The organism is Frankia sp. AgKG'84/4, assembly GCF_023242965.2.
Taxonomy (GTDB): domain Bacteria; phylum Actinomycetota; class Actinomycetes; order Frankiales; family Frankiaceae; genus Frankia.
Genome location: NZ_JALKFU020000042.1, coordinates 1 through 18,882, shown reverse-complemented (window position 1 = coordinate 18,882; position 18,882 = coordinate 1). Strand labels below are relative to the sequence as shown.

General features: G+C 72.2%; 19 protein-coding genes, 1 tRNA gene and 1 pseudogene. 10 read left to right on the top strand and 11 right to left on the bottom strand.

Annotated features, from left to right (window positions below; all coding sequences use genetic code 11):
- Window positions 1-694, top strand: a pseudogene (locus MXD58_RS05415) (hypothetical protein); the annotation flags it as partial.
- On the top strand, window positions 691-1,314 hold the full coding sequence (locus MXD58_RS05410; RefSeq protein WP_248839424.1) for a hypothetical protein: 624 nt from the start codon (window positions 691-693) through the stop codon (window positions 1,312-1,314). The pseudogene MXD58_RS05415 and the gene MXD58_RS05410, both read left to right, overlap by 4 nt.
- Here MXD58_RS05410 and MXD58_RS05405 read toward each other — a convergent pair.
- Window positions 1,274-1,960, bottom strand: a complete 687-nt coding sequence (locus MXD58_RS05405; RefSeq protein ID WP_308301907.1) for an HD domain-containing protein — start codon at window positions 1,958-1,960, stop codon at window positions 1,274-1,276. The genes MXD58_RS05410 and MXD58_RS05405 overlap by 41 nt on opposite strands.
- A 281-nt stretch (window positions 1,961-2,241) precedes the next feature.
- On the opposite strand from MXD58_RS05405, the gene MXD58_RS05400 reads away from it, so the two are divergent.
- Window positions 2,242-2,457, top strand: coding sequence for a hypothetical protein (locus MXD58_RS05400; RefSeq protein ID WP_248839422.1), 216 nt, complete (start codon window positions 2,242-2,244; stop codon window positions 2,455-2,457).
- A 432-nt stretch (window positions 2,458-2,889) separates the two neighbouring features.
- Window positions 2,890-4,539, top strand: a complete 1,650-nt coding sequence (locus MXD58_RS05395) for an NAD(P)/FAD-dependent oxidoreductase (RefSeq protein ID WP_248839421.1) — start codon at window positions 2,890-2,892, stop codon at window positions 4,537-4,539.
- Between the two features lie 30 nt (window positions 4,540-4,569).
- On the opposite strand, the gene MXD58_RS05390 is transcribed toward MXD58_RS05395, so the two are convergent.
- A complete protein-coding gene (locus MXD58_RS05390) occupies window positions 4,570-5,550 on the bottom strand; it encodes a pirin family protein (protein WP_248839420.1) in 981 nt (326 codons plus the stop codon).
- 74 nt (window positions 5,551-5,624) lie between these two features.
- The gene (locus tag MXD58_RS05385) at window positions 5,625-5,987 is read right to left on the bottom strand and encodes a cupin domain-containing protein (protein WP_248839418.1); all 363 of its coding nucleotides are present in this window, start codon (window positions 5,985-5,987) and stop codon (window positions 5,625-5,627) included.
- Between the two features lie 127 nt (window positions 5,988-6,114).
- Between MXD58_RS05385 and MXD58_RS05380 the strand changes: the two genes are divergently transcribed.
- Complete coding sequence (locus MXD58_RS05380; RefSeq protein WP_248839417.1) at window positions 6,115-6,684, top strand: VOC family protein; 570 nt, start codon at window positions 6,115-6,117, stop codon at window positions 6,682-6,684.
- A 243-nt stretch (window positions 6,685-6,927) separates the two neighbouring features.
- Here the strand turns inward: MXD58_RS05380 and MXD58_RS05375 are convergent, their stop codons facing one another.
- The gene (locus tag MXD58_RS05375; protein WP_248839416.1) at window positions 6,928-7,422 is read right to left on the bottom strand and encodes a hypothetical protein; all 495 of its coding nucleotides are present in this window, start codon (window positions 7,420-7,422) and stop codon (window positions 6,928-6,930) included.
- Window positions 7,423-7,784: 362 nt separating this feature from the next.
- Between MXD58_RS05375 and MXD58_RS05370 the strand changes: the two genes are divergently transcribed.
- From MXD58_RS05370 to MXD58_RS05360, 3 genes are read left to right on the top strand one after another with little or no spacing between them, the layout of a single operon-like run.
- Entirely contained in the window at window positions 7,785-8,864 is a 1,080-nt protein-coding gene (locus tag MXD58_RS05370; protein WP_374615669.1) for a 3-dehydroquinate synthase family protein, read from the top strand.
- Entirely contained in the window at window positions 8,861-9,715 is an 855-nt protein-coding gene (locus MXD58_RS05365; protein ID WP_248839415.1) for a shikimate dehydrogenase family protein, read from the top strand. Before MXD58_RS05370 ends, MXD58_RS05365 begins: the two co-directional genes overlap by 4 nt.
- Window positions 9,716-9,754: 39 nt before the next feature.
- On the top strand, window positions 9,755-10,816 hold the full coding sequence (locus MXD58_RS05360) for an ROK family protein (protein ID WP_248839414.1): 1,062 nt from the start codon (window positions 9,755-9,757) through the stop codon (window positions 10,814-10,816).
- Between the two features lie 116 nt (window positions 10,817-10,932).
- Here the strand turns inward: MXD58_RS05360 and MXD58_RS05355 are convergent, their stop codons facing one another.
- From MXD58_RS05355 to MXD58_RS05345, 3 genes are all read right to left on the bottom strand, one after another.
- Window positions 10,933-11,649, bottom strand: a complete 717-nt coding sequence (locus MXD58_RS05355) for an HAD-IA family hydrolase (protein WP_248839449.1) — start codon at window positions 11,647-11,649, stop codon at window positions 10,933-10,935.
- 196 nt (window positions 11,650-11,845) lie between these two features.
- Window positions 11,846-12,991 (bottom strand): Gfo/Idh/MocA family protein, encoded by a 1,146-nt coding sequence (locus tag MXD58_RS05350; protein WP_248839413.1) that lies wholly within the window; start codon window positions 12,989-12,991, stop codon window positions 11,846-11,848.
- Window positions 12,988-14,154, bottom strand: a complete 1,167-nt coding sequence (locus MXD58_RS05345; RefSeq protein WP_248839412.1) for a DegT/DnrJ/EryC1/StrS family aminotransferase — start codon at window positions 14,152-14,154, stop codon at window positions 12,988-12,990. The genes MXD58_RS05350 and MXD58_RS05345 overlap by 4 nt, the downstream gene beginning before the upstream one ends.
- 334 nt (window positions 14,155-14,488) lie before the next feature.
- Between MXD58_RS05345 and MXD58_RS05340 the strand changes: the two genes are divergently transcribed.
- The gene (locus tag MXD58_RS05340; protein ID WP_248839411.1) at window positions 14,489-14,932 is read left to right on the top strand and encodes a type II 3-dehydroquinate dehydratase; all 444 of its coding nucleotides are present in this window, start codon (window positions 14,489-14,491) and stop codon (window positions 14,930-14,932) included.
- A 683-nt stretch (window positions 14,933-15,615) separates the two neighbouring features.
- Here the strand turns inward: MXD58_RS05340 and MXD58_RS05335 are convergent.
- The 3 genes from MXD58_RS05335 to MXD58_RS05325 form a co-directional block, all read right to left on the bottom strand.
- Window positions 15,616-16,869 (bottom strand): malic enzyme-like protein, encoded by a 1,254-nt coding sequence (locus MXD58_RS05335; RefSeq protein WP_248839410.1) that lies wholly within the window; start codon window positions 16,867-16,869, stop codon window positions 15,616-15,618.
- A 259-nt stretch (window positions 16,870-17,128) separates the two neighbouring features.
- Window positions 17,129-17,201, bottom strand: a tRNA-Arg gene (locus MXD58_RS05330).
- 74 nt (window positions 17,202-17,275) lie between these two features.
- On the bottom strand, window positions 17,276-17,500 hold the full coding sequence (locus MXD58_RS05325) for a DUF3039 domain-containing protein (RefSeq protein WP_248839409.1): 225 nt from the start codon (window positions 17,498-17,500) through the stop codon (window positions 17,276-17,278).
- Window positions 17,501-17,669: 169 nt separating this feature from the next.
- On the opposite strand from MXD58_RS05325, the gene MXD58_RS05320 reads away from it, so the two are divergent.
- Window positions 17,670-18,359, top strand: a complete 690-nt coding sequence (locus MXD58_RS05320) for a metal-dependent transcriptional regulator (protein ID WP_248839408.1) — start codon at window positions 17,670-17,672, stop codon at window positions 18,357-18,359.
- A 51-nt stretch (window positions 18,360-18,410) separates the two neighbouring features.
- Here the strand turns inward: MXD58_RS05320 and MXD58_RS05315 are convergent.
- Window positions 18,411-18,882 (bottom strand): C40 family peptidase (locus MXD58_RS05315; RefSeq protein ID WP_250609086.1); only part of this gene is annotated, 472 nt, incomplete at its 5' end.

Sequence of the window (18,882 nt, the reverse complement as noted above, 5' to 3'; positions counted from 1 at the left end):
GTGCGGGCACACCACGGCCGCGGCCGACCTGCCAAGCGCGGCGGTCGCCCTGGACGCGGTGGTCGCGGTGGCGCTGCGCCATGGCGAACCTCCCGTGCTCGGCCGCGTGGAGCAGGGCTGCTGCCTGCTCGACCTGCGGACCGTGCCGGCCGACCTCGATCCCGTCCTGGCCGCCGCCGTGCTCGCGGCCGCCACCGCGGCCGGCGCCACCACCGCAGCCGACCCGCCGACCGCTCCTACCGCCGTCACGGCCGTTCCCCGTTCCGGCGCCGCCTCGGACCCGCCGTTCCTGGACGCCTCTCCCCCAGCGGCTCGGCCCGGCAGTGCCACCTCGGACCCCGGCACCGCCTATCCGGGCCGCACCTACCCGGGCCGCACCGCGCACCTGCCGGGCACCGCCCCGCCTGGGGGCGTCGCTGTGCCGCCGGCCTCCTCAAGCCTGTCCGGCACGTCGATCCACGACGAGGCGACGATGGAGCCCGCAGCGCCCGCGCTGGCGCCGGAACAGTCCCACTGCGCCACCACCAGGGTGGACATCCCCTGGGGTGATCTCTATCGGCCCACCCGCCCGCGTCCGGCCGATGGCCGTCCTCCGGACGCCGCTGAGAACGCCGGCGCCGCGGATACCGGTGCCCCGGAGACGATCCGGTCGCTGACGATCCCGCATGGCTCGATTCCGGGGCGGGCATCGTGAACCACCACCTCAGGCTGTGGGGGCACCCCGCGATCCTCGACGCCGCGCGCCTGCTCGGCGCGGCCGCCGCGGGCTCGGTGCTGCTCTGCTACGGGCTCGTCCATCTGCTGGTCTGGCCCGGTGCCCCGACGGGCACGCCGGGCGAGCGGTACCGGTGGGACGGCTCGACCGGCGTCCTCGACTGGCTGCCGCACCCGGCGGTGTCGGCGGTCGGCGGCCTCCTGCTGGCCGTCTCGGTGCTCGGGTACGCCTGCGGTGCGGCCGGGGTGATCGGGATGCCGGTCATGCGCCAGGTCCGCCTCGGGGCCATCGGCGTCGGCGCCAGTTCCTCCCTGTGCCTGTACGCGGTGACGTGGCCGGGGCTGCAGCCGACGCCGACCGATTTCAGCGCCGGGCCCGTGATCAGCGCGTTGCTGCTCGCCTGCGTGCTGGCGACCGCCTGGGCCCGGCGCCATCCGCCGCGGACGTCCGCCGCCGGCGGGGACGGTGCTGGTCAGGACGGTCCTGGCTGGGACGGTCCCAGCCAGGACCCGACCGGCCGGGACGACGAGCGGAACCGGCCCGGCCGGCGCACGGCGACTACGGTCCGGACAGTGCGGCCAGCTCGCGGGCGAGATTGAGGCGGGCCGGCCGCTCCCAGTCGTGGCGCCCCAGGGCGGTGGCGTAGAGGGGGCCGTCGAGCAGCCCCCGTAGGACGCGGGTCCGCCCCTCGCGCCACTTCTCGTCGTCGAGCCAGCCGTACTCGCGACGCACGCGGCGGACATACCGGTCATAGGCGATCGAGTGGCGGGCCAGGATCCGCAGGTCCGCGTCGTTGACCAGGGCCTCGTCCCGCTCGTCCGACCGATGCGTCGCGGTGGCGAGGACCAGCCGGGCGACGGCCGCGCCGACCGTGTCCGGGCAGCCCAGTCGGGCGAGGACCGCGGCCGCCAGGTCCGCCGAGCGCCGCTCGTTGTCGACCATCCGCGGATCAAGGACGGCGTCGTGGAAGTACACGGCGAGAACGCAGGCGGCCGTGATCTCCTGTTCGTCGTCGGCCCAGGGGCGTTCCGCGGCGATCAGTACTCGCAGCGCGGCCGTCGTCTCAGCGATGTGACGCAGCGTGTGATAGTGCCGGCCGGGCTCCTGATAACGGCGGGCGAGATCGACGAAGGCGGCGACCCGTTCGCCGACGTCACCGCAGGCGCCCGCGGTGATCAGCGCGTCGTCGAAGACCCGCGCGAACGGCGAGCGTGGCGCGCCCATCGTGGCCACATCGGCGCTCACGTCCTCGTTCCCACCCGCACGTTCTTCCCCTCTCACCGGGGTTGGCCCCTGGGGCCCGGTCATGGTCGGCATCGGGCCAAGGACATGCGTCGCAAGTACCCGGAAACCGACCGAACGCTTCATCTGATATCAGATCGGCTTCAGTCCACTGGTGACCAGGCCCCCGTCACACCGGATCCGGCGGCGCCGACGGCAGGAGCCCGGCCCCGAGGGGACGCGCCATACCCGATCAGTCCACCCCGACATTTGCCATTGCCGAACACGTGTGCGAATCTCGGGCCGTGAGAGTCGAACTGGTGATCGACGGGCAGCCATACGAACTGCCCGCGGGTGCCGATCCGGCGGAGCTGCGGCGGCGGATCGGCCAGGCGGTCTTCCGCTGCGAGGTCGAACAGCTCCACCTGGCCGACGGGCGGACCATGTTGATCAATTGGCGATCGGTCCGGTCCGTCGAGGTCCGGACGCGCGGCGATGCGGACCACGCCGCCGACGCCTGAGCAGTGCCCGAGCGATCCCGCTGGCGGACGCGTCGCCTCTTCGCGAACCGTGACCCGGCGAACCGGCCGAGTTCCAGGGAGGGCCCAACGTCGCCGCAGGCCGGTTGCCTGGAGGGGTCGGACACCACTTAGGTGAGCAAAGTGCCGCAGATCAGGATCGACCCGAACAAAATATCTAAATCACACTAAATTGCAACTATCAATACAATTAAGATTAAACTAACAAGCCACATATTAACGTCATTTGCAAATAAGTATAGCGATTTGCCACACTTGTTTACGCCATCGTCGTTGTTGCCGCGTTTATCGCCACCTGTCCCCCGCGGGGGTGCTTAAGTGTCAATTGTGTGCTGGTTGCGATAATTGCGATCTTTTGCGATTTGAGGGGATGCAACCGGCCCTCTCCGTGGGACGTGTCTTGGGGGTCTCTTCATGAGCGGGTACGACTACTCGGTTGCCATCCTCGGCAGCGGCATCGCCGGCTCGACACTGGCCAACATCCTTGCCCGCCATGGCCACAGCGTGGTCCTTGTCGACAGCGGTGCTCATCCACGGTTCGCACTCGGCGAATCGACGATCGGCGAGACGACCTACCTGCTGAAACTTCTGGCCGAGCGGTTCGACGTACCCGAACTCGGACATGTCAGCAGCTTCGCGGGGGTGCGCTCGCATGTGACGTCGGCGTGCGGCGTCAAGCGCAACTTCGGGTTCGTGTACCACCGGGACGGCCTGGTCCAGGACCCGGAAGAAGTCACCCAGTGCAGCGTCTCGGAGTTTCCGAACGGCCCTGAGATGCACATGCACCGCCAGGACATCGACTCCTACCTGTTCTACACGGCGGTCCGCTACGGAGCGGATCCGAGACAGCGAACCAAGATCGAAAAGGTGGACTTCACCGCGGAGGCGGCCACACTGACCACCAGCGCCGGCGAGACCATCCGGGTCAGGTACGTCGTCGACGCGTCCGGGCGCAATTCGGTCCTCGCGAACACCTTCGGACTGCGGGAGGACCCTTGCCGGTTCCGGACGAACTCGCGGACCCTGTTCACCCACATGGTCGGCGTCATCCCGTTCGACGATGTCACGACCCCGAGCGGCCAGCCAACCCGCTGGCACCAGGGCACCCTGCACCACATCTTCGACGGCGGCTGGCTCTGGGTGATCCCCTTCGACAACCACCAGCAGGCCACCAACCCGCTGTGCAGCGTCGGTCTCAACCTCGACGCCGAACGTTTCCCCCACCAGCCGGGCCGCCCCGCCGAGCAGGAATGGGCCGACTTCCTGGACCGGTTCCCCAGCGTGGCCCGGCAGTTCGCGCAGGCCCGCCCCGCCTGGGACTGGGTGTCCACCGGACGCACCCAGTACTCCAGCACCCGCACGGTGGGTGACCGCTGGGCGATGATGAGCCATGCCGCCGGGGCGATCGACGCGCTGTTCTCCCGCGGCATGGCCAACACCATGCAGGTGATCTACGCGCTCACGCCAACCCTGCTGACGGCGCTCGCCGACGACGACTTCTCCGCGGAGCGCTTCGCGCACATCGACACGCTCAACCAGACCGTCCTGGACGTCAACGACAAGCTCGTCCACGGCTCGTACGTCTCGTTCCGTGACTTCGACCTGTGGCGGGCCTGGTCGAAGGTGTGGTTCATGAGCTGGAACCTCGGCGTCGCCCGCATCGTCGGCACGCACTTCAGCTACCTGGAGACAGGCGATCACGCGTTGTTCGACCAGCTCCTCGACTCGCCGTTTCCGGGCACCTTCTGCCCGGACCTGCCGGAGTTCCAGCCGCTGTTCGAGTCGCTGAGCACGGTCATGGTCGATGTCGAGCAGGGGCGGCTGAGCCCGCCCGCCGCCGTCGACCGGCTCGCCCACCTGCTCGGCGACGCGCCGTTCCTGCCCGCGCCGCTGCGGCTCGGTGACGTGCTGCGGCGCTGGCACGACGGCTCCTTCGAGGCCCAGCGCCGGATGCACGAGTGGGGCCGCACGAGCGCGCCGCCGTCGATGCGGCGCTGGTATGCCTACGACCTCGACAACCTGGTGGCCCGCACGGGCGGGGTGCCCGAGCCCGTCAGCCGCTGAACTCCCGGCCCGCGGGCCGGGGCTGGGCGCTCACGGACGGCGCCTGGGCTCATCCGGGCCGGGCGACCACGGCGGCCGCGGGGCCACCGTGCGCGTGACAGTGGTCGCCACGGGGCCGAAGCGCTCGGTGCCGGCCTGCCAGTCGGCGTGGGCGGCATCGATCTCGGCATGGGAGCGCGCGACGAGGTTCCACCACATCACCAGTGGCTCGGTGAACGGCTCGCCGCCGAGCAGCATCGCGCGGGTGCCGGCCTCGCCCGCGAGGTCGAGTTCGGCGAGCCCGGCGCCGAGGTAGGCCAGCCGTCCCGGGGTGAGGACACGATCGCCCAGCCGCACCGCGCCGGTGAGGACCACGAGGGCGTGCTCGAAGCCGCGCCGCAGCGGGATCACCCCTCCGCCGCGCAGCACCAGCTCCGCGCCGACCAGCGCGGAGTCGGTGCGGGCCGGCGATGTCACGTCGCCGAGTTCGCCGAGCAGCACCGTCGCCTCGATGGCCCCGAATCCGGCCGTGGGCAGGTCGGCGTGGTGCGCGAAGGCGGGCGGCCCATGTCGGGTGCTCTCCGGCTGGGCGATCCACAGCTGTACTCCCTGCAGCTCACCCGGCCCCGGCGCGCCGGGCCCGGCCTCGGACACCTCCGCGTGGGCGACGCCGTGTCCGGCCGTCATCAGGTTGAGCTGACCCGGCCTCAGCAGCTGCTCGCTGCCGAGGCTGTCGAGGTGCAGCAGGCGGCCGGACACCAACCAGGTGACCGTGGCCAGCCCGATATGCGGATGCGGACCGATCTCGACCGGCCGCGCCGCCGACACCGTGACCGGTCCCAGGTGATCCACGAAGCACCAGGCGCCGACGGTCCGCCGGACCCGGTGAGGCAGCGCCCGGCGCACCGGCAGGCCGCCCACCTCCGCGGTTCTCGACTCGATGACCTGCGGCGCGACGGAACCCGGGACCGGCCGACCCGAGGGCACGGCCAGTCCGGCGGTGACGTCGACGGGCGAGACGGGTCCGCTCATTTGACGACAGTACGAGGTTGCACGCGCAACGGAAACCCGCCTCCTCGACGCCGCCGCTGCCGGCCGCCCGACCGTCACTCGTCCCGGTGGACGGTCTGCGGCAGGAATGCCGGCAGGCAGACAGCGAGGTAGTCGGCGCCGTCGGCGTCCGGGGTGCTGTAGCGGACCCACTCGCCGGCGGCGGTGTGCACCGCCTGCCCGGCCGCCACCACAGTGCTTCCGCCGTCGTGCGTCACCGTCAGCGATCCCCGCAGAACGACCGTGTACTCGTCGAACTCCGGCCGTTGCCCGGGTTCCACCCAACCGGCCGGGCTCGACATGTGGGCAATGCTCACGCCCCGGGTACCGGTGTTCACCGCACCCACATATTCGCGAATGATTTTGGGTAGGTTCCCCGCCGCCTCGATGATGGTCGGCTTCTCGATGAAAGCAGGCATGGACGCATCATCCTTGCTGGGGGCGCCGATCGGCACGCCACGGCCGGCCCGCCGATCGCCGGCCGGTCCCGGCACGGCTAGGATCGGCGACGCTCCCCCGATAGCGGTGGGACGCGGAGGGGGCGTCGTGACAATAGAATCGGTCTTTCTTCCTCGGTCCCGGACGCCCGGTGACGGTCTTCTGGCGGCCGACGCGCTCCGGCCCGGACCATTCACACCGGGTGCGGCGACGGGTTTCGCCGTCGGCGATTCCCTCCTGGCGAGCCTGGACTTCCACCACTTCGCGATCGTCGTCGCCGACCTGGATCTCGCCTGCGAGTTGCACACCGTCGAGCTGGGTGTCGAGGCGTGGCAGTCCAGCAAGCTGTCCGGCCAGGCCGTGCGGCATGGCCGCCAGGTTGCCCTCGACGGCACCCGGGTCGCGATCGGCCGCCTCGGCGCCGGCCTGGTCGAGCTGGTCCAGCCCGGCCCGCACCCGACGGTCGCACGGGAGATCCTCGACCGGCGCGGCGAGGGCCTGTTCGCCATCGGCTACCTGGTCAGCGACCCGCGGGAAGCACTGCGGGAAGCGACGGCCCACGGCGGGGACCTCGAACAGGTCCAGCCGAACCTGGCCGAGCCGACCGAGGCGTACGTGGACGCCGGCTCGGGCCTGCTGATCGGTCTGCTCCGGCGCGGCGCGGCCTGGCCACTCTGACACCGAACGACGGACACGTGAACGACGGACACGTGAACGACGGACACGTGAACGACGGACACGCGAACGACGGACACGCGAACGACGGACACGACGCCGCGCCGACGCACCGCCGGCAGACTTGTGTCGGACGCACCTTAAATGTCATCATCAATCGAGGCCGCCCGGCACCCCCCGAGCTGGGCGGCCTCACCTGCGCCGGCAACCGGCCGGGTGGAATCGTCCGGACCGGCCGCGCAGCGGTCAGGTCGTGAGGACGATGATCGTAAGAATGATTCCGACGAGCGTCGTCCCGATCGCGACGAGGGTCGCCGTCCGGCCGCGCCCGCTACCACTGCGCCAGGCCAACGCGCCGCACCCGATCGCGATCAGTCCGGCCAGCGGGAAGAAGAGCCCGACGACGGCGAAGGTGAAGGCGAGAATCCACAGCGCGCGAGCGCCGGGCAGTTCGTCGTCGGACATCACCGCGCCATCCGGCTCGGTGATGTCCGAATAGCCGTCCGGATACGGATCATCTGGTGGGCCAACGATTCCGGCGCGCGCTGGCGGCCGATCCGTGGCCGGCTCCGCCGCCGCCTTCTCACCGTGCCCGGCCGGCGCGCTGGTAGCCCCCGCCGGGTCGGCGCCCGCGGGATCACCGCTCGTCGCGGCGGCGGACGGCGTCCCGTCCGGCGCGTCGGTCCCCTCGGCTGTCGTCGCCCCGGCGTCGGCGTCGTCCACGGAGGTCGGCTTGGTCATGACGGACTCCTCGTCGAACGGGCTGGCGGCGTTCCCGCGGTGCTGCGATCCGGGACGCGGCCCATGGTCCCGAGCCTGGCGCAGATTACCGGCCCTGTCCCGGACGCGGGCCAAAACCGGGCGGACCAGACACCGCCGCCGCGCGGAGGTGCCACCCGGGTGCGCACCACCGCGGCCGGCCCAGGGTGGGGTGGTCAACACGGGCACCCTCGGCATCAGGCCAGGAGCGTAACCCCGTAGCCGCCTCCCCGGTTGGATAAGCCGGTGGGTTCCCCGGCAGACTTGGTCGCAGAGACCATGGCGGGCCCCGACAGCGGGCCAGCGCACCCAGACACGACCACCCGCGGAACCGGAGACGACACGTGACCGGCTCACCCGTCCTTCAGGCGCTCAGCCCCATCGAGCGGATCGGCCCCGATCACCGGCGGGTCCGGGTCGAGCTCGGCGAGCACAGCTACCCGATCGACATCGGCTCCGGGGTCCGTCACCTCCTGCCCGAGGTGGTCGCCCGGATCGGAGCGAGGCGCGCCGCGATCATCTGCGCGCGCCCCCTCGACGCCGTCCCCGACCCCGGGGTGCCGGCGCTGCGTCTCGCCGCCCGGGACGGGGAGGCGGACAAGACGCTGCTGAACGTCGAGTCGCTGTGCAGCCGCTTCACCGACTTCGGGCTGACCCGGTCCGACGTGGTGATCTCCTGTGGCGGCGGCACGACCACGGACGTGGCCGGGCTCGCGGCCGCGCTCTACCACCGCGGCGTCGCGGTCGTGCACCTGCCGACCTCCCTGCTCGCCCAGGTGGACGCGAGCGTCGGCGGGAAGACCGCGGTGAACCTGCCCGCGGGCAAGAACCTCGTCGGCGCCTACTGGCAGCCCCGCGCCGTCCTGTGCGACACCGACTACCTGGCCACCCTGCCTGCGGCAGAACGCGTCAACGGCTACGGGGAGATCGCCCGAGCCCACTTCATCGGCGCGCCCGGCCTGTCGGGACGCCCGGTCGCCGAGCAGATCGCGGTGAGCGTGGCGCTCAAGGCCGGCGTCGTGGCCCGGGACGAGCGGGACTCCGGCCTGCGCCACATTCTCAACTACGGCCACACCCTGGGCCACGCGCTGGAACGGGTCACCAACTACGCGATGCGCCACGGCGAGGGTGTCGCGGTCGGCACGGTGTTCGCCGGCCGGCTCGCCGGCGCGCTCGGCCGGATCGCCCCGGACCGGGTCGCGGAACACCTCGCCGTCGTGCGCGGCTACGGGCTGCCCTGGGCCCTGCCCGCCGGCATCGACCCGCACGACCTCGTGGCCGTGATGCGGCTGGACAAGAAATCCACGAACACCGGCCTGACGTTCGTGCTCGACGGCCCGGCCGGCCCCGAGCTCGTGCCCGACGTCGACGAGGAGCTGGTGCTCGCCACCCTCACCGCGATGCCGCACGAGCAGACGGCGTGACAGCGGCATCGGGCACCCCGACGGCGCCGCCCATCAGCGGCACCACCAGGCTGTACGCCGTCATCGGCGATCCGGTGGCCCAGGTGCGGGCGCCGTCACTGCTCAACCCGCTGTTCGCCCGGCTCGGCCACGACGCCGTTCTGGTACCCGTGCACGCCCGACCGGCCGACTTCGCCACCGTCCTCGCCGGCCTCGCGGCCACGGCGAACCTCGATGGCGTGCTCGTCACGATCCCGCACAAGGTCGCCGCCTGCGCCCTCGCCACCGAGCGGAGCACGGCCGCGCGGATCAGCTCCAGCGCCAACGTGCTGTGCCGCGCCCCCGGCGGCGGCTGGCGGGCGGACAACTTCGACGGAGCCGGTTTCGTGCGCGGGCTGGCCGTCGCCGGTCACCCGGTTCGCGGCCGGCGAGTGGCCCTGCTGGGCGCCGGCGGGGCCGGCAGTGCCATCGCCGTCGCGCTGCTCGACGCCGGCTGCGCCAGTCTGGCCGTCCACGATCCGGACCAGGCGAGGTGCGCGGACCTCCTGCGCCGCCTCGACGCCCACTGGCCCGGCCGCGCCGAACACGCCGCGGCACCGGCGACCCGCGACGCCGACCTGGCGGTGAACGCCACCCCGCTCGGCCTGCGTCCCGACGACCCGCTGCCGTTGCGGCCCGAGGAACTGCCCGCCGGCTGCGTCGTCGCGGACATCATCATGAAACCGGCGCGGACTCGCCTGCTGGCCGCCGCGGAGCAGCTCGGCCTGCCCACCCAGCCGGGTCTGCCCATGCTCGCCGAGCAGCTCGACCTGTACCGGGCGTTCTTCGGGCTCGGCCCGCCGGGCGACGTCGACCCGGCGAGCGAGGGCTGACGGCCCGTGCCCGACCGTTCCTCCGAGAGGTCCACGACCATGCACTCGCCCAGCCCGGCGACGACCACCGGCGTCCTCGGCATCGACATCGGCGGCACCAAGGTCGCGCTACGGATCGAACCGGCGCTGCCGCCAGGTGCCGCGCCGCCATTGGGTACCGCGCTCGACGGAGCCGGCACGGTCAGCACCGGACCCGCGCCGGTCGAGGCGACGTTCCGCTGGGATCCCGCCGCCAGCGCCGCCCGTGACCTCGACGAACTCGCCCGGCAGGTCGCGTCCGCACGGTCCCGCTGGGCCGGTCCGATCAGCGCGGTCGGCCTCGCGATGCCGGCGACGGTGGACCAGGCCGGCACGGTGACGACGTGGCCAGGTCGCCCGAGCTGGACGGGCCTCGCCCTGGCCGGAGCACTGCGGGAACTGGTGCCGGGCGCGGCCGTCACCCACGCGGATGATGGCGACCTCGCCGCCCTCGCCGAGGCGGCCGCGGCCGACTGCCCGGACCTGGTGTACCTCGGGATCGGTACCGGGGTCGGCGGTGGAATCGTGCTCGAGGGCCGCAACTGCCCGCGTCCCGGCCGTGGCTCGGCCGAGATCGGGCACATGGTGATCTCGGTGGACGGGGCGCCGTGCACCTGCGGCCGGCGTGGCTGCGTGCAGGCCGTCGCCAGCGGCCCCGCGACCCTGCGTCGCGCCGCACGGCACCGCCGCGCCGCCGACCCGGCCGCGAACACCGACCAGGCTGCAGGCACCGACCAGGCTGCGGTCACCGACCAGGCTGCGGTCACCGGTGCTACTGAGGTGAGTTTTCCCGAGCTGCGGGCGGCGTGGCTCGCCGGCACCGACTGGGCCGTCCGGGCAGTGCGGGAGAGCGCGGCGGCGGCGGCCGTCGCCGTCGTCAGCCTCACCGAACTGCTGCATCCGGCGCTGGCCGTGATCGGTGGCGGATTCGCCGACGGATTGCCGGGCTTCGCGACCGCCGTCGACGAGCAGGCCCGCGGACTCGGGCGACCCGGCCACCCGCCCGCACCGGTGCGGGCGGCCGTGCTCGGCGGTCTCTCGTCGCTCTCAGGCGCCGTCCTGCTGGCCCGACAGCACAGCTGACCAGGCAGTCCAGCCGGCGACCCGGCTGGCCCGGCCGGGTGACCTGACGGTCCGGCCGGGGTCGGCGAAGCGGCCGCCGTCGGCGAGGCGGCGACCGCGACCGCGGGGGCGCCCGGTCAGTCGGCGGCGAGCAGCCCCCGGGCGACCGGCGTCATCGGCACCGAGCTCGGCGGTACGACAACCCTCGTCGCGTGCGCCGTGGGCACCCCGGCCGGGCCGGCCACCAGCTGGCCGGGAATGCCCGCCTCAGGGTTCGGCTCCAGTTCGCCGAGCAGCGCCAGCAGCTCGGCAGGCCGGTGCAGCACGGCGTCCGGCTCGGCGGCGATCAGCTCGACGCCGTCCGTCTCCCCCCACAGCGCGGCGACGGCCAGCACCCCGGCACCGCGGGCGCTGTCGAGATCCGCGACGGCGTCGCCGATCATCATCGCCTCCTCGGGGCCGGCGCCGAGCAGGTTCAACGCGCGCAGGACGATGTCAGGCGCTGGCTTCGGCCGGGCGATCTCGTCGGAGCCGATGACATGATCGAACAGCGGCAGGACGTCGAGCTCACCGAGCAGGTGGCGGGCCCGCGGGCCGGCCTTGCCGGTGGCGACCGCCAGGCCGTAACCGCGCGCCCGCAGGGTCCGCAGCATCTCCCCGACCCCGTCGAACAGCGTCACCTCGCGGGCGAGCCGGTAGCTCTCCCGGACGAACGGCTCCTCCATCTCCAACGGGAGATTCATGATCCGCATGATGTCGGGGAAGTACCGGCCGAGATGCCGCTCGTACTCCTCGAACGGCGGCTCGCCTTCGCCGACGACCTCGGCGTAGGCGGTGGTGAACGCCTGGCGCATCACGCCGAAGCTGTCGACGAGCACCCCGTCGAGATCGAAGATCACCACTCGCCGGCGGGCGCCGCCGGCCGCGGCGGGCGCCGACTCGGGGATCGCGGCCTGGCCGAAGCCGTCCGCCGTCGACCTGTCCTGCAGTTCCGTACCCACGCGCCCCCCCGGGCTCGATAAATCGGACATCGGTGTTAGCGGCGGGGCGTCATCGGCCCGCGTGGACCAGCGGCGGCACCGTCCGGTGCGAGCGCGCCGAGTCGTAGAGCCGTTCGATCGCGGCGATCGTCGGGCGGACCTCCGCAATCGCCCGGCCCCGGGAGGCCGGGTCGGCCAGCATCGCCGGCAGCACGTCAAGCTGGCGGCGGTACTCGGTGCCGATCGGCTCCTCGGACAGCGGCACAGTCGTCGTCTCGCCGGTCCGGGTCAGTGTCAGCACCGACCGATCCTGCCGGTTCGGGCCGAAACCGAAGGTGCACCGCAGCGACGCGGTGCCGCCGGCACCCTCGACCGTGATCGCGGTCAGGTCGCGGGCCTCATGCGAGGCCCAGCTCGCCCGCAGCGCCACCGACGTGCCCTCCTCGGTGATGAGAAAGCCACGGGCGGTGTCCTCCACGTCGCCACCGGAGCGGCCGGGGCTGCCGGCCTCGTCGTCGTGACGCCAGGAGGCAGCCCAGGCCTCGTCGTTGACGAAGTCGTCCGACGTGGTGCCGACCACCTGGTGGAACCAGACGCTGCCCAGCAGCGGGGTGAGCGTGTCCAGCAGGTGCCAGCCAAGATCGACGAGGGCACCACCGCCGGACTGTTCCCGCCGGGTGAACCAGCCGCCCGCGTCGGGGATCCCCCGGGCACGTACCCAGGCGAGGTCGACGTGACGGATCGCGCCGAGACCCGCCGCGACCTCGTAGAGCCGGCTGACGTCCGCCCGGTACCGCGCGGCGCTGCCGGCCAGCAGGGTCGCGTCACCCGCCGTCTCGGCCGCGGCCAGCCGGTCGGCCTCCGCGGAGCTCAGGCAGACCGGCTTCTCCAGGAACACCGGGACGCCGACGGCCAGCAGGCTCTCGGCGACGTCGGCGTGGCGGTGGTTGGGCACCGCCACCACCGCGAGATCGGGGCGGACGGAGTCACCCCCGGTCAGCTCGGCCACGTCGGCGAACAGGTCGAGCCCGGGGTCGTCCTGGCCGACGGCGGCCCGCACGGCCTGGTCGGGGTCGACCGCCGCGGTGACCTCGAAACGAGGGTGCTCACGCAACCGGGGAAGCCAGATCGACCGGCCGGCCCAGCCAAGCCCGACGACGGCGACCCGTAAGGTGTCCTGGCGCCCGGTGGTCGACTCCGGAAGCTGCTGCGTCACTGCGCGGCCAGCACGTCGGCCACGACCGCCGCGACTTCGTGCATCTGGTCCTCGGTGCCCAGCAGGGTGCGGTGGTGCAGCCAGATGCCGTCGGCGCTGAGCGCCTCGGTGTTCGGGCAGCGGCCCGCGATCTGGTCGACCGTCTCGTCGGGCGCGCCGGTCTCCCAGAAGCCGTTGGACCGGTAGATCGCCCGGAACGCGGCGAAAGCCGGCAGGCCCCGCTCGAGCAGCGCGTCGACGAGCGCGTTGCGGCGCTCCTCGCCGACCCCCGGCAGCCGGAACATGGCCATGTAGTGGGGGTTGCGGTCGCAGCGCTCGTCGCGGCCCTGCGGGACGACGCCCGGGATCGCGGCGAGTGCCTCGGCGAGCACCGGCCAGCGCTGCTCGCGGGTGTCGATCTGGCCCGCGAGGCGGCCCAGCTGAGCCCGCAGGACGGACGCGGAGAACTCGTTGAGCCGGAAGTTCGACCCAGAGGTCTGGTGGAAGTAGCGGCGGTCGGTACGCGGCCGCCCGCAGCTGTGCCGCAGGAACGCGGCCTCGAACAGCTCGGAGTCCGGGAAGGTCACGGCGCCGCCCTCGCCGGCCGTCATCAGCTTGCCGTTCTGGAAGCTGAACGACGCCACGGAGCCGAGTTCACCGACGCGGCGGCCCTGCCACTGGGCGCCGTGGGCGTGGGCGGCGTCCTGCAGGATCGGGATACCCGTGTCCGCCGACAGCTTCGCCAGCGCGTCCATGTCGGAGACCTGGCCGGCCATGTGCACCGGCATGATCGCCCTGGTGCGGGGGGTGATGGCCGCGGCCACCGCTTCCGTGTCGATGCAGTACGTGTCCAGGTCGACGTCCACTGGCACGGCCACGGCGCCCAGTCGCTGCGCGGCCTGGGAGGACGAGATGAACGTGAACCCCGGGACGATGACCTCCGTGCCCGGGCCGACCCCGAGCACCTGCAGGGCCAGTTCCAGGGCATGGGTCCCGTTGGTGACCGCGAGCGTGTAGTCCGCGCCGTGATAGGCACCGAACTCGCGCTCGAAGCTGTCGACCTCGCTGCCGCCCATCCGCCACCACTGGCCCTGTTCGAGGGCGCGGATCAGGCCGTCGCGCTCCTCGTCGGAGTACTGCGGCCAGGCCGGCAGCTCCGGTGCTCGACGCGCTCCACCGCTCATGGTCCCCACCCTTTTCTCACGTGACGATAGATTCGCGTTAGGATCCCGGGCGTCGATGGTTCATTACCGTGGGTCGCCCGAAGAATCCGCACGAGAGGTGCGCGACGGACGGTACCTCAGCACCCCGAGAACACCTCCGGCTGGTCGGCTCCCCACCCACTCCAGGACACACTCCGATCAACGTGGGACCAATAATCCCACTATCGGGCGCCGAGGGCATCCACGCTGGTCACATTGCCGGCCCGGCCGGGCCCGACAGGACCCTGCCGGACGCTGCGATATTCTCCGGCGGATGCCGGCCGACCGAGCCGGTCAATGACAGTGATGAGGTCCGGTGAGCACGCTTCTTCTCCTGAACGGCCCGAACCTTGGAATCCTCGGCCGTCGCCAGCCAGAAGTATACGGAACCGCGACCCTCGCCGACATCGAATCAGCGGTCAGCGCCCAGGTCGCCGATCGCGGCTGGAAGATCGCCTCAATCCAGCGGGAATCGGAGGGCGACCTGATTCACGCCATTCAGGACAATTACGACTCGGCAGGCGCGATTGTCAACCCGGGCGCGCTCATGATGTACGGCTGGAGCCTGCGGGACGCCCTGGCGAACTACCCGAACCCGTGGATCGAGGTGCACCTGTCGAACGTCTGGGCCCGCGAGTCGTTCCGGCACGAGTCGATCCTGTCCGCACTGGCCAGCGGGGTCGTGGTCGGCCTCGGGGCACTGGGCTACGAGCTCGCTGCACAGGCCCTGCTCCGCCTCGTCCCGCCGTCGTCGGACTGACTCACCCCGCATCCGCGGGCCGAGCGGGGCCGCCGACCCGCCCCGGCTCACCGTCACACCGGCCCACCCTCACCCCGGCCCACCGTCACCCCGGCCGCCGACCGGCCGGACCAGCGAATCGCCGAACCGCGCCGCAGCCAGCGCGTCGCGGGGAGCTGGCACGGGATCCACCCCACGCCGCCGATCAGCGCGGGCAGGGGCCGCGCCCGCTGGCGCCCGTGTCCGGCGGGCTCAGTTCCCGATCTCCCTACCGCCGCCTGCGCACCATCCGAACACTCACGTGAGTCCGGCTGCGAAAGCCCTCCGCGAGTGTTCGATGCCCGTTCCGCGGCCGCACGCCGCGGCGACACCCATGAGTCGCCGATACCGGTCCAGCCGTCTTTCACCGACCCGCGCGAACAGGTCCCGGCAACCCGGCCGGAGGATTCTCGACGGCCAGCGGAAAGGTCCTCCCATCCCGCTGTCGGCGCTCACCTACAAAACGGCGGCGGCGGCGCGACGATGTTTCCGCCAGCCTGCCGGCCCTGATCCAACGGGAATGACACGCGTGTACCCGGAGATCGAACCCGCCGGCCGGCAGCCAGACCGGCGGGGCGGCGGACGCCCGACACCACCTGATCGTCCCCCGCTGTGGATCCCCGACCCGGACCCCGGCCAGGGGTCCCCGCAGCCGCGGCCCGGCGTCAGCTCTCCGCCAGCGCCCGGGTCGCCGCCTGATCCACCGCCGCGGTCAGCAGTGGATGATCCAGCGGCGGCAGCAGTCCGCCGACCGGGGTCAGCGCCACGAGCGCGCGCACGGCGGCGAGCCGGGCCGACGCGGTGATCATCCGATGCGCCCGCACGGACGCGCGCAGCAGGCCGGGCAGCGCATGCAGCGGGCGCGGCCCGAAGGCCGCCGACGCCAGCGGCGGCGGTGACTGCGGCCGGATCCGCAGCACGGGTACGCCCGTCGGCGGCGCAGCCAGGCCGATCAGATCGACCACCAGGTCGAGGTCGCCCGCCATCCGGTGCAGCGGCTGGATCCCGCAGGCGAGTGGATCGTAGAGCGTCAGATCGCGGATGCCGGCGGCCACCAGCAGACCGGCCAGGTCACCGCCACGGGCCGGATCGACCACGGCGACGCGGGCCGCGCCCGGCCCCACCCCCCGCCCGCGCAGATGGTTGACGATCGCCGCGGTCGCGGCCACGGCGAGCCCGTCGTTGAGGGTGTCCAGCAGTGCCGCACTCCCGGCGGCCGCGGGGGCGGCCCGAACCGCGTCCACATGGCTGACCCGGGTGTGGACCAGCACCGTGGCGGCGAAGCCGGGCGCCAGCATCGCGATGGCGAGACCCAGCTCGCCGGCGTCGCGGGCGGCGATCGGCATCGGGATGACGTCCAGCCCGGTCGCCCGGTGCAGGTGCACCGCCTGCGACTCCACCGCGGGCAGGGCGGCCTCGGCGGTGAGGGGCTCGAAGTCGAGCACGGCACTGGCGTCGGTGACCAGGGCGACCCGCCGCGGCCGCCCGGTGAACAGGTCGGTGTGCGTTGGGTGCCGCGCCAGGTGCCGGATGACCCGCCGGTCGGCGTCAGCGTCCAGCAGGGCCAGGTCGTGACCGGTAGTGACCGAGGCGCACAGCGACTGGGTGAGCTTGCCGGTCGACGCCACGACGAAGACCGGATCCTCCGCCTGCAGCAGATCCGCTCCGAGCTCGTGGCGCAGGGCCTGGAGCAGCCAGGTCAGCGTTGGACCGCTGTCCGCGTCCAGAGTGATCCGGCGGCCGGTCGGGTCCGGCTCGTCCGCGTGGCAGGTGATCTCACCCGGACCGGCGGCGATCACCGCGTCGATGGCGGCCCGCGCGGTGCCGGGCACCCGGACCGTCACGCTGTATGCGGGATTGGCCTTGCCCACCGCCGCGCCCGCCGGCCCGTCCGCGCCGCCACCGCCGGAGTTACTCATGCCAGGCACCCGCGCGCCAGCGGGCGCCGCCTCTCGGCCTGCGGTAACCCTCGCGTCACGCGCCACCCCGGAATCACCTGTACAGCATCGCAAACCGGTGACGGTCGAAGCGCGCGAGCGGACCGATCAGGCCGACCTGCGGCCATGCCGCCCCGTGCGCGCCTTGCAGACCGTGCCGCGCCCGTCCTGAGCGAATCATCGATGCGGGAGCTGGGGAGTAAATCCGAAAGGATCTACGAACAGCCAGATCCCGATCGTGTGCCCCAGGTAGGAATCGGACCTACGGCCTACCGCTTAGGAGGCGGTCGCTCTATCCACTGAGCTACTGGGGCAGGTGCGCGCATGGCAGAAACCCGGCGCCTGCCGATCGTACGACCGACGGGGCTGCTGCTGGGCGACCGTCGGCTCAACCGAACTGCTGGGCCATCTCGACGAGTTCCTTGCACTTGGGGCAGATCGGGTAACGGGAGGGGTCCCGTACGGGTTCGAACCGGTAACCGCACAGCGCGGTGACCCGGCCGCCCTCGATGGAGGCTCGGACGATCTCCTCCCGGCGAGCGTAGTGGGAGTGGTCGTCGCCCTCGTCAGTACGGGTGTCCGACGTCTCAGGTGCGATCTGGGTCGTGCTCATGACGACGATTCTAGTTCCGGGCACCGACATGGCCGGGGCGGGTGAGCACCGGTCCTCGGACCGCGCCCGGCGGCGCGGTGCCCGGCAGGCAATCGACACGGTCCTCGCAGGACACATGGCTCTTGCATCCGATGGGTGCGGCGTACTCTGGAGCAGACGAAGGAGACCGGTGACTGGACTGATCGACAGTACCGAGATGTACCTCCGCACCCTGTATGAACTGAGGGAAGAGGGCATCCCCCCGCTACGCGCGCGCCTCGTGGAGCGGCTGCACGTCAGCGCGCCGGCCGCCAGCGAGTCCACCGCTCGCCTGGCCAACGAGGGACTCGTGTCGCTCGCGGACGACCGCACCGTGCAGTTCACCGAGAAGGGGTTGCTGCGCGCGACCGCCGTGATGCGTAAACACCGCCTCGCGGAGCTCCTGCTCACCAAGGTCATCGGGCTGGACTGGGCGCTGGTGCACAACGAGGCGTGCCGCTGGGAGCACGTGATCTCCGACGAGGTCGAGGCTCGCCTCACCGTGCTGCTGGGCGATCCGAAGCGCTGCCCGTTCGGCAACGAGATCCCACCCGCGCAGAACAGGGAGCACGTCCGGCCCACCCACGCGCCGGTGAGCCTGCTGGCCTCCGCCGACCGCGCGAACGCGGATGGCGGCCTGCCGGTGACGGTGAGCTGGATCTCCGAGCGGCTGCAGACCGATGAGAGCGCCATGCGGCGGCTGCAGGACGCCGCGATCGTGCCCGGAGCGCAGGTCATGCCGGGTTCCCGCGGGGACATCATTCGCATCGTCACGCCAAATGGCCACAACGATGCCGAGATCAGCCGCAGCACCGCCGCGCTCGTCTACGTCGATCGCTGACCCGTCACCACCGGGCGTCGTCCAGATTCGGACGACGCCCTCGGCTTCGGCCTAGCCCCCGGGGCGCACCCCACCCTGGAAGTTCGACCACCACACGTTCTCGACCCGCACCACCTCACCCGTGCGGGGCGCGTGGATCATCTTTCCGGCACCTACATAGATGCCGACGTGACCAAGATCCGCGTCGAAGAAGACCAGGTCGCCCGGGAGCAGCTCCGCCCGGCCCACCCGGCGTCCCTCGTTCCACTGGGAGCCGGTGTAGTGGCTGAGCCCGACACCGCCCTTCTGCCAGACCCACTGAGTCAGCCCGGAGCAGTCGAAGGTGTTGGGTCCCTCCGCTCCCCACACGTACGGCTTGCCCAGCTGGGCGTACGCCTCCCGCACGACCGTCGCCGCACCGCCGCTGCCTAGTTTCGGCGCCGCGGGTGCCGCCGCCACCGAAACCGCGGCGAAGTCCCGCCCGGCGGCTGCGGTGACACCCGCCTGCTGCTGGTAGCGGGCCTGCTCCGCGGCAGCCTCGCGG

Excerpts from the sequence above, each read along its gene's own strand:
- MXD58_RS05395 (WP_248839421.1), top strand. The coding sequence starts at position 2,890 with ATGAGCGGGTACGACTACTCGGTTGCCATCCTCGGCAGCGGCATCGCC.
- MXD58_RS05390 (WP_248839420.1), bottom strand. The coding sequence starts at position 5,550 with ATGAGCGGACCCGTCTCGCCCGTCGACGTCACCGCCGGACTGGCCGTG.
- MXD58_RS05385 (WP_248839418.1), bottom strand. The coding sequence starts at position 5,987 with ATGCCTGCTTTCATCGAGAAGCCGACCATCATCGAGGCGGCGGGGAAC.
- MXD58_RS05375 (WP_248839416.1), bottom strand. The coding sequence starts at position 7,422 with ATGACCAAGCCGACCTCCGTGGACGACGCCGACGCCGGGGCGACGACA.
- MXD58_RS05360 (WP_248839414.1), top strand. The coding sequence starts at position 9,755 with ATGCACTCGCCCAGCCCGGCGACGACCACCGGCGTCCTCGGCATCGAC.
- MXD58_RS05355 (WP_248839449.1), bottom strand. The coding sequence starts at position 11,649 with ATGCGCCAGGCGTTCACCACCGCCTACGCCGAGGTCGTCGGCGAAGGC.
- MXD58_RS05345 (WP_248839412.1), bottom strand. The coding sequence starts at position 14,154 with ATGAGCGGTGGAGCGCGTCGAGCACCGGAGCTGCCGGCCTGGCCGCAG.
- MXD58_RS05335 (WP_248839410.1), bottom strand. The coding sequence starts at position 16,869 with ATGAGTAACTCCGGCGGTGGCGGCGCGGACGGGCCGGCGGGCGCGGCG.
- MXD58_RS05325 (WP_248839409.1), bottom strand. The coding sequence starts at position 17,500 with ATGAGCACGACCCAGATCGCACCTGAGACGTCGGACACCCGTACTGAC.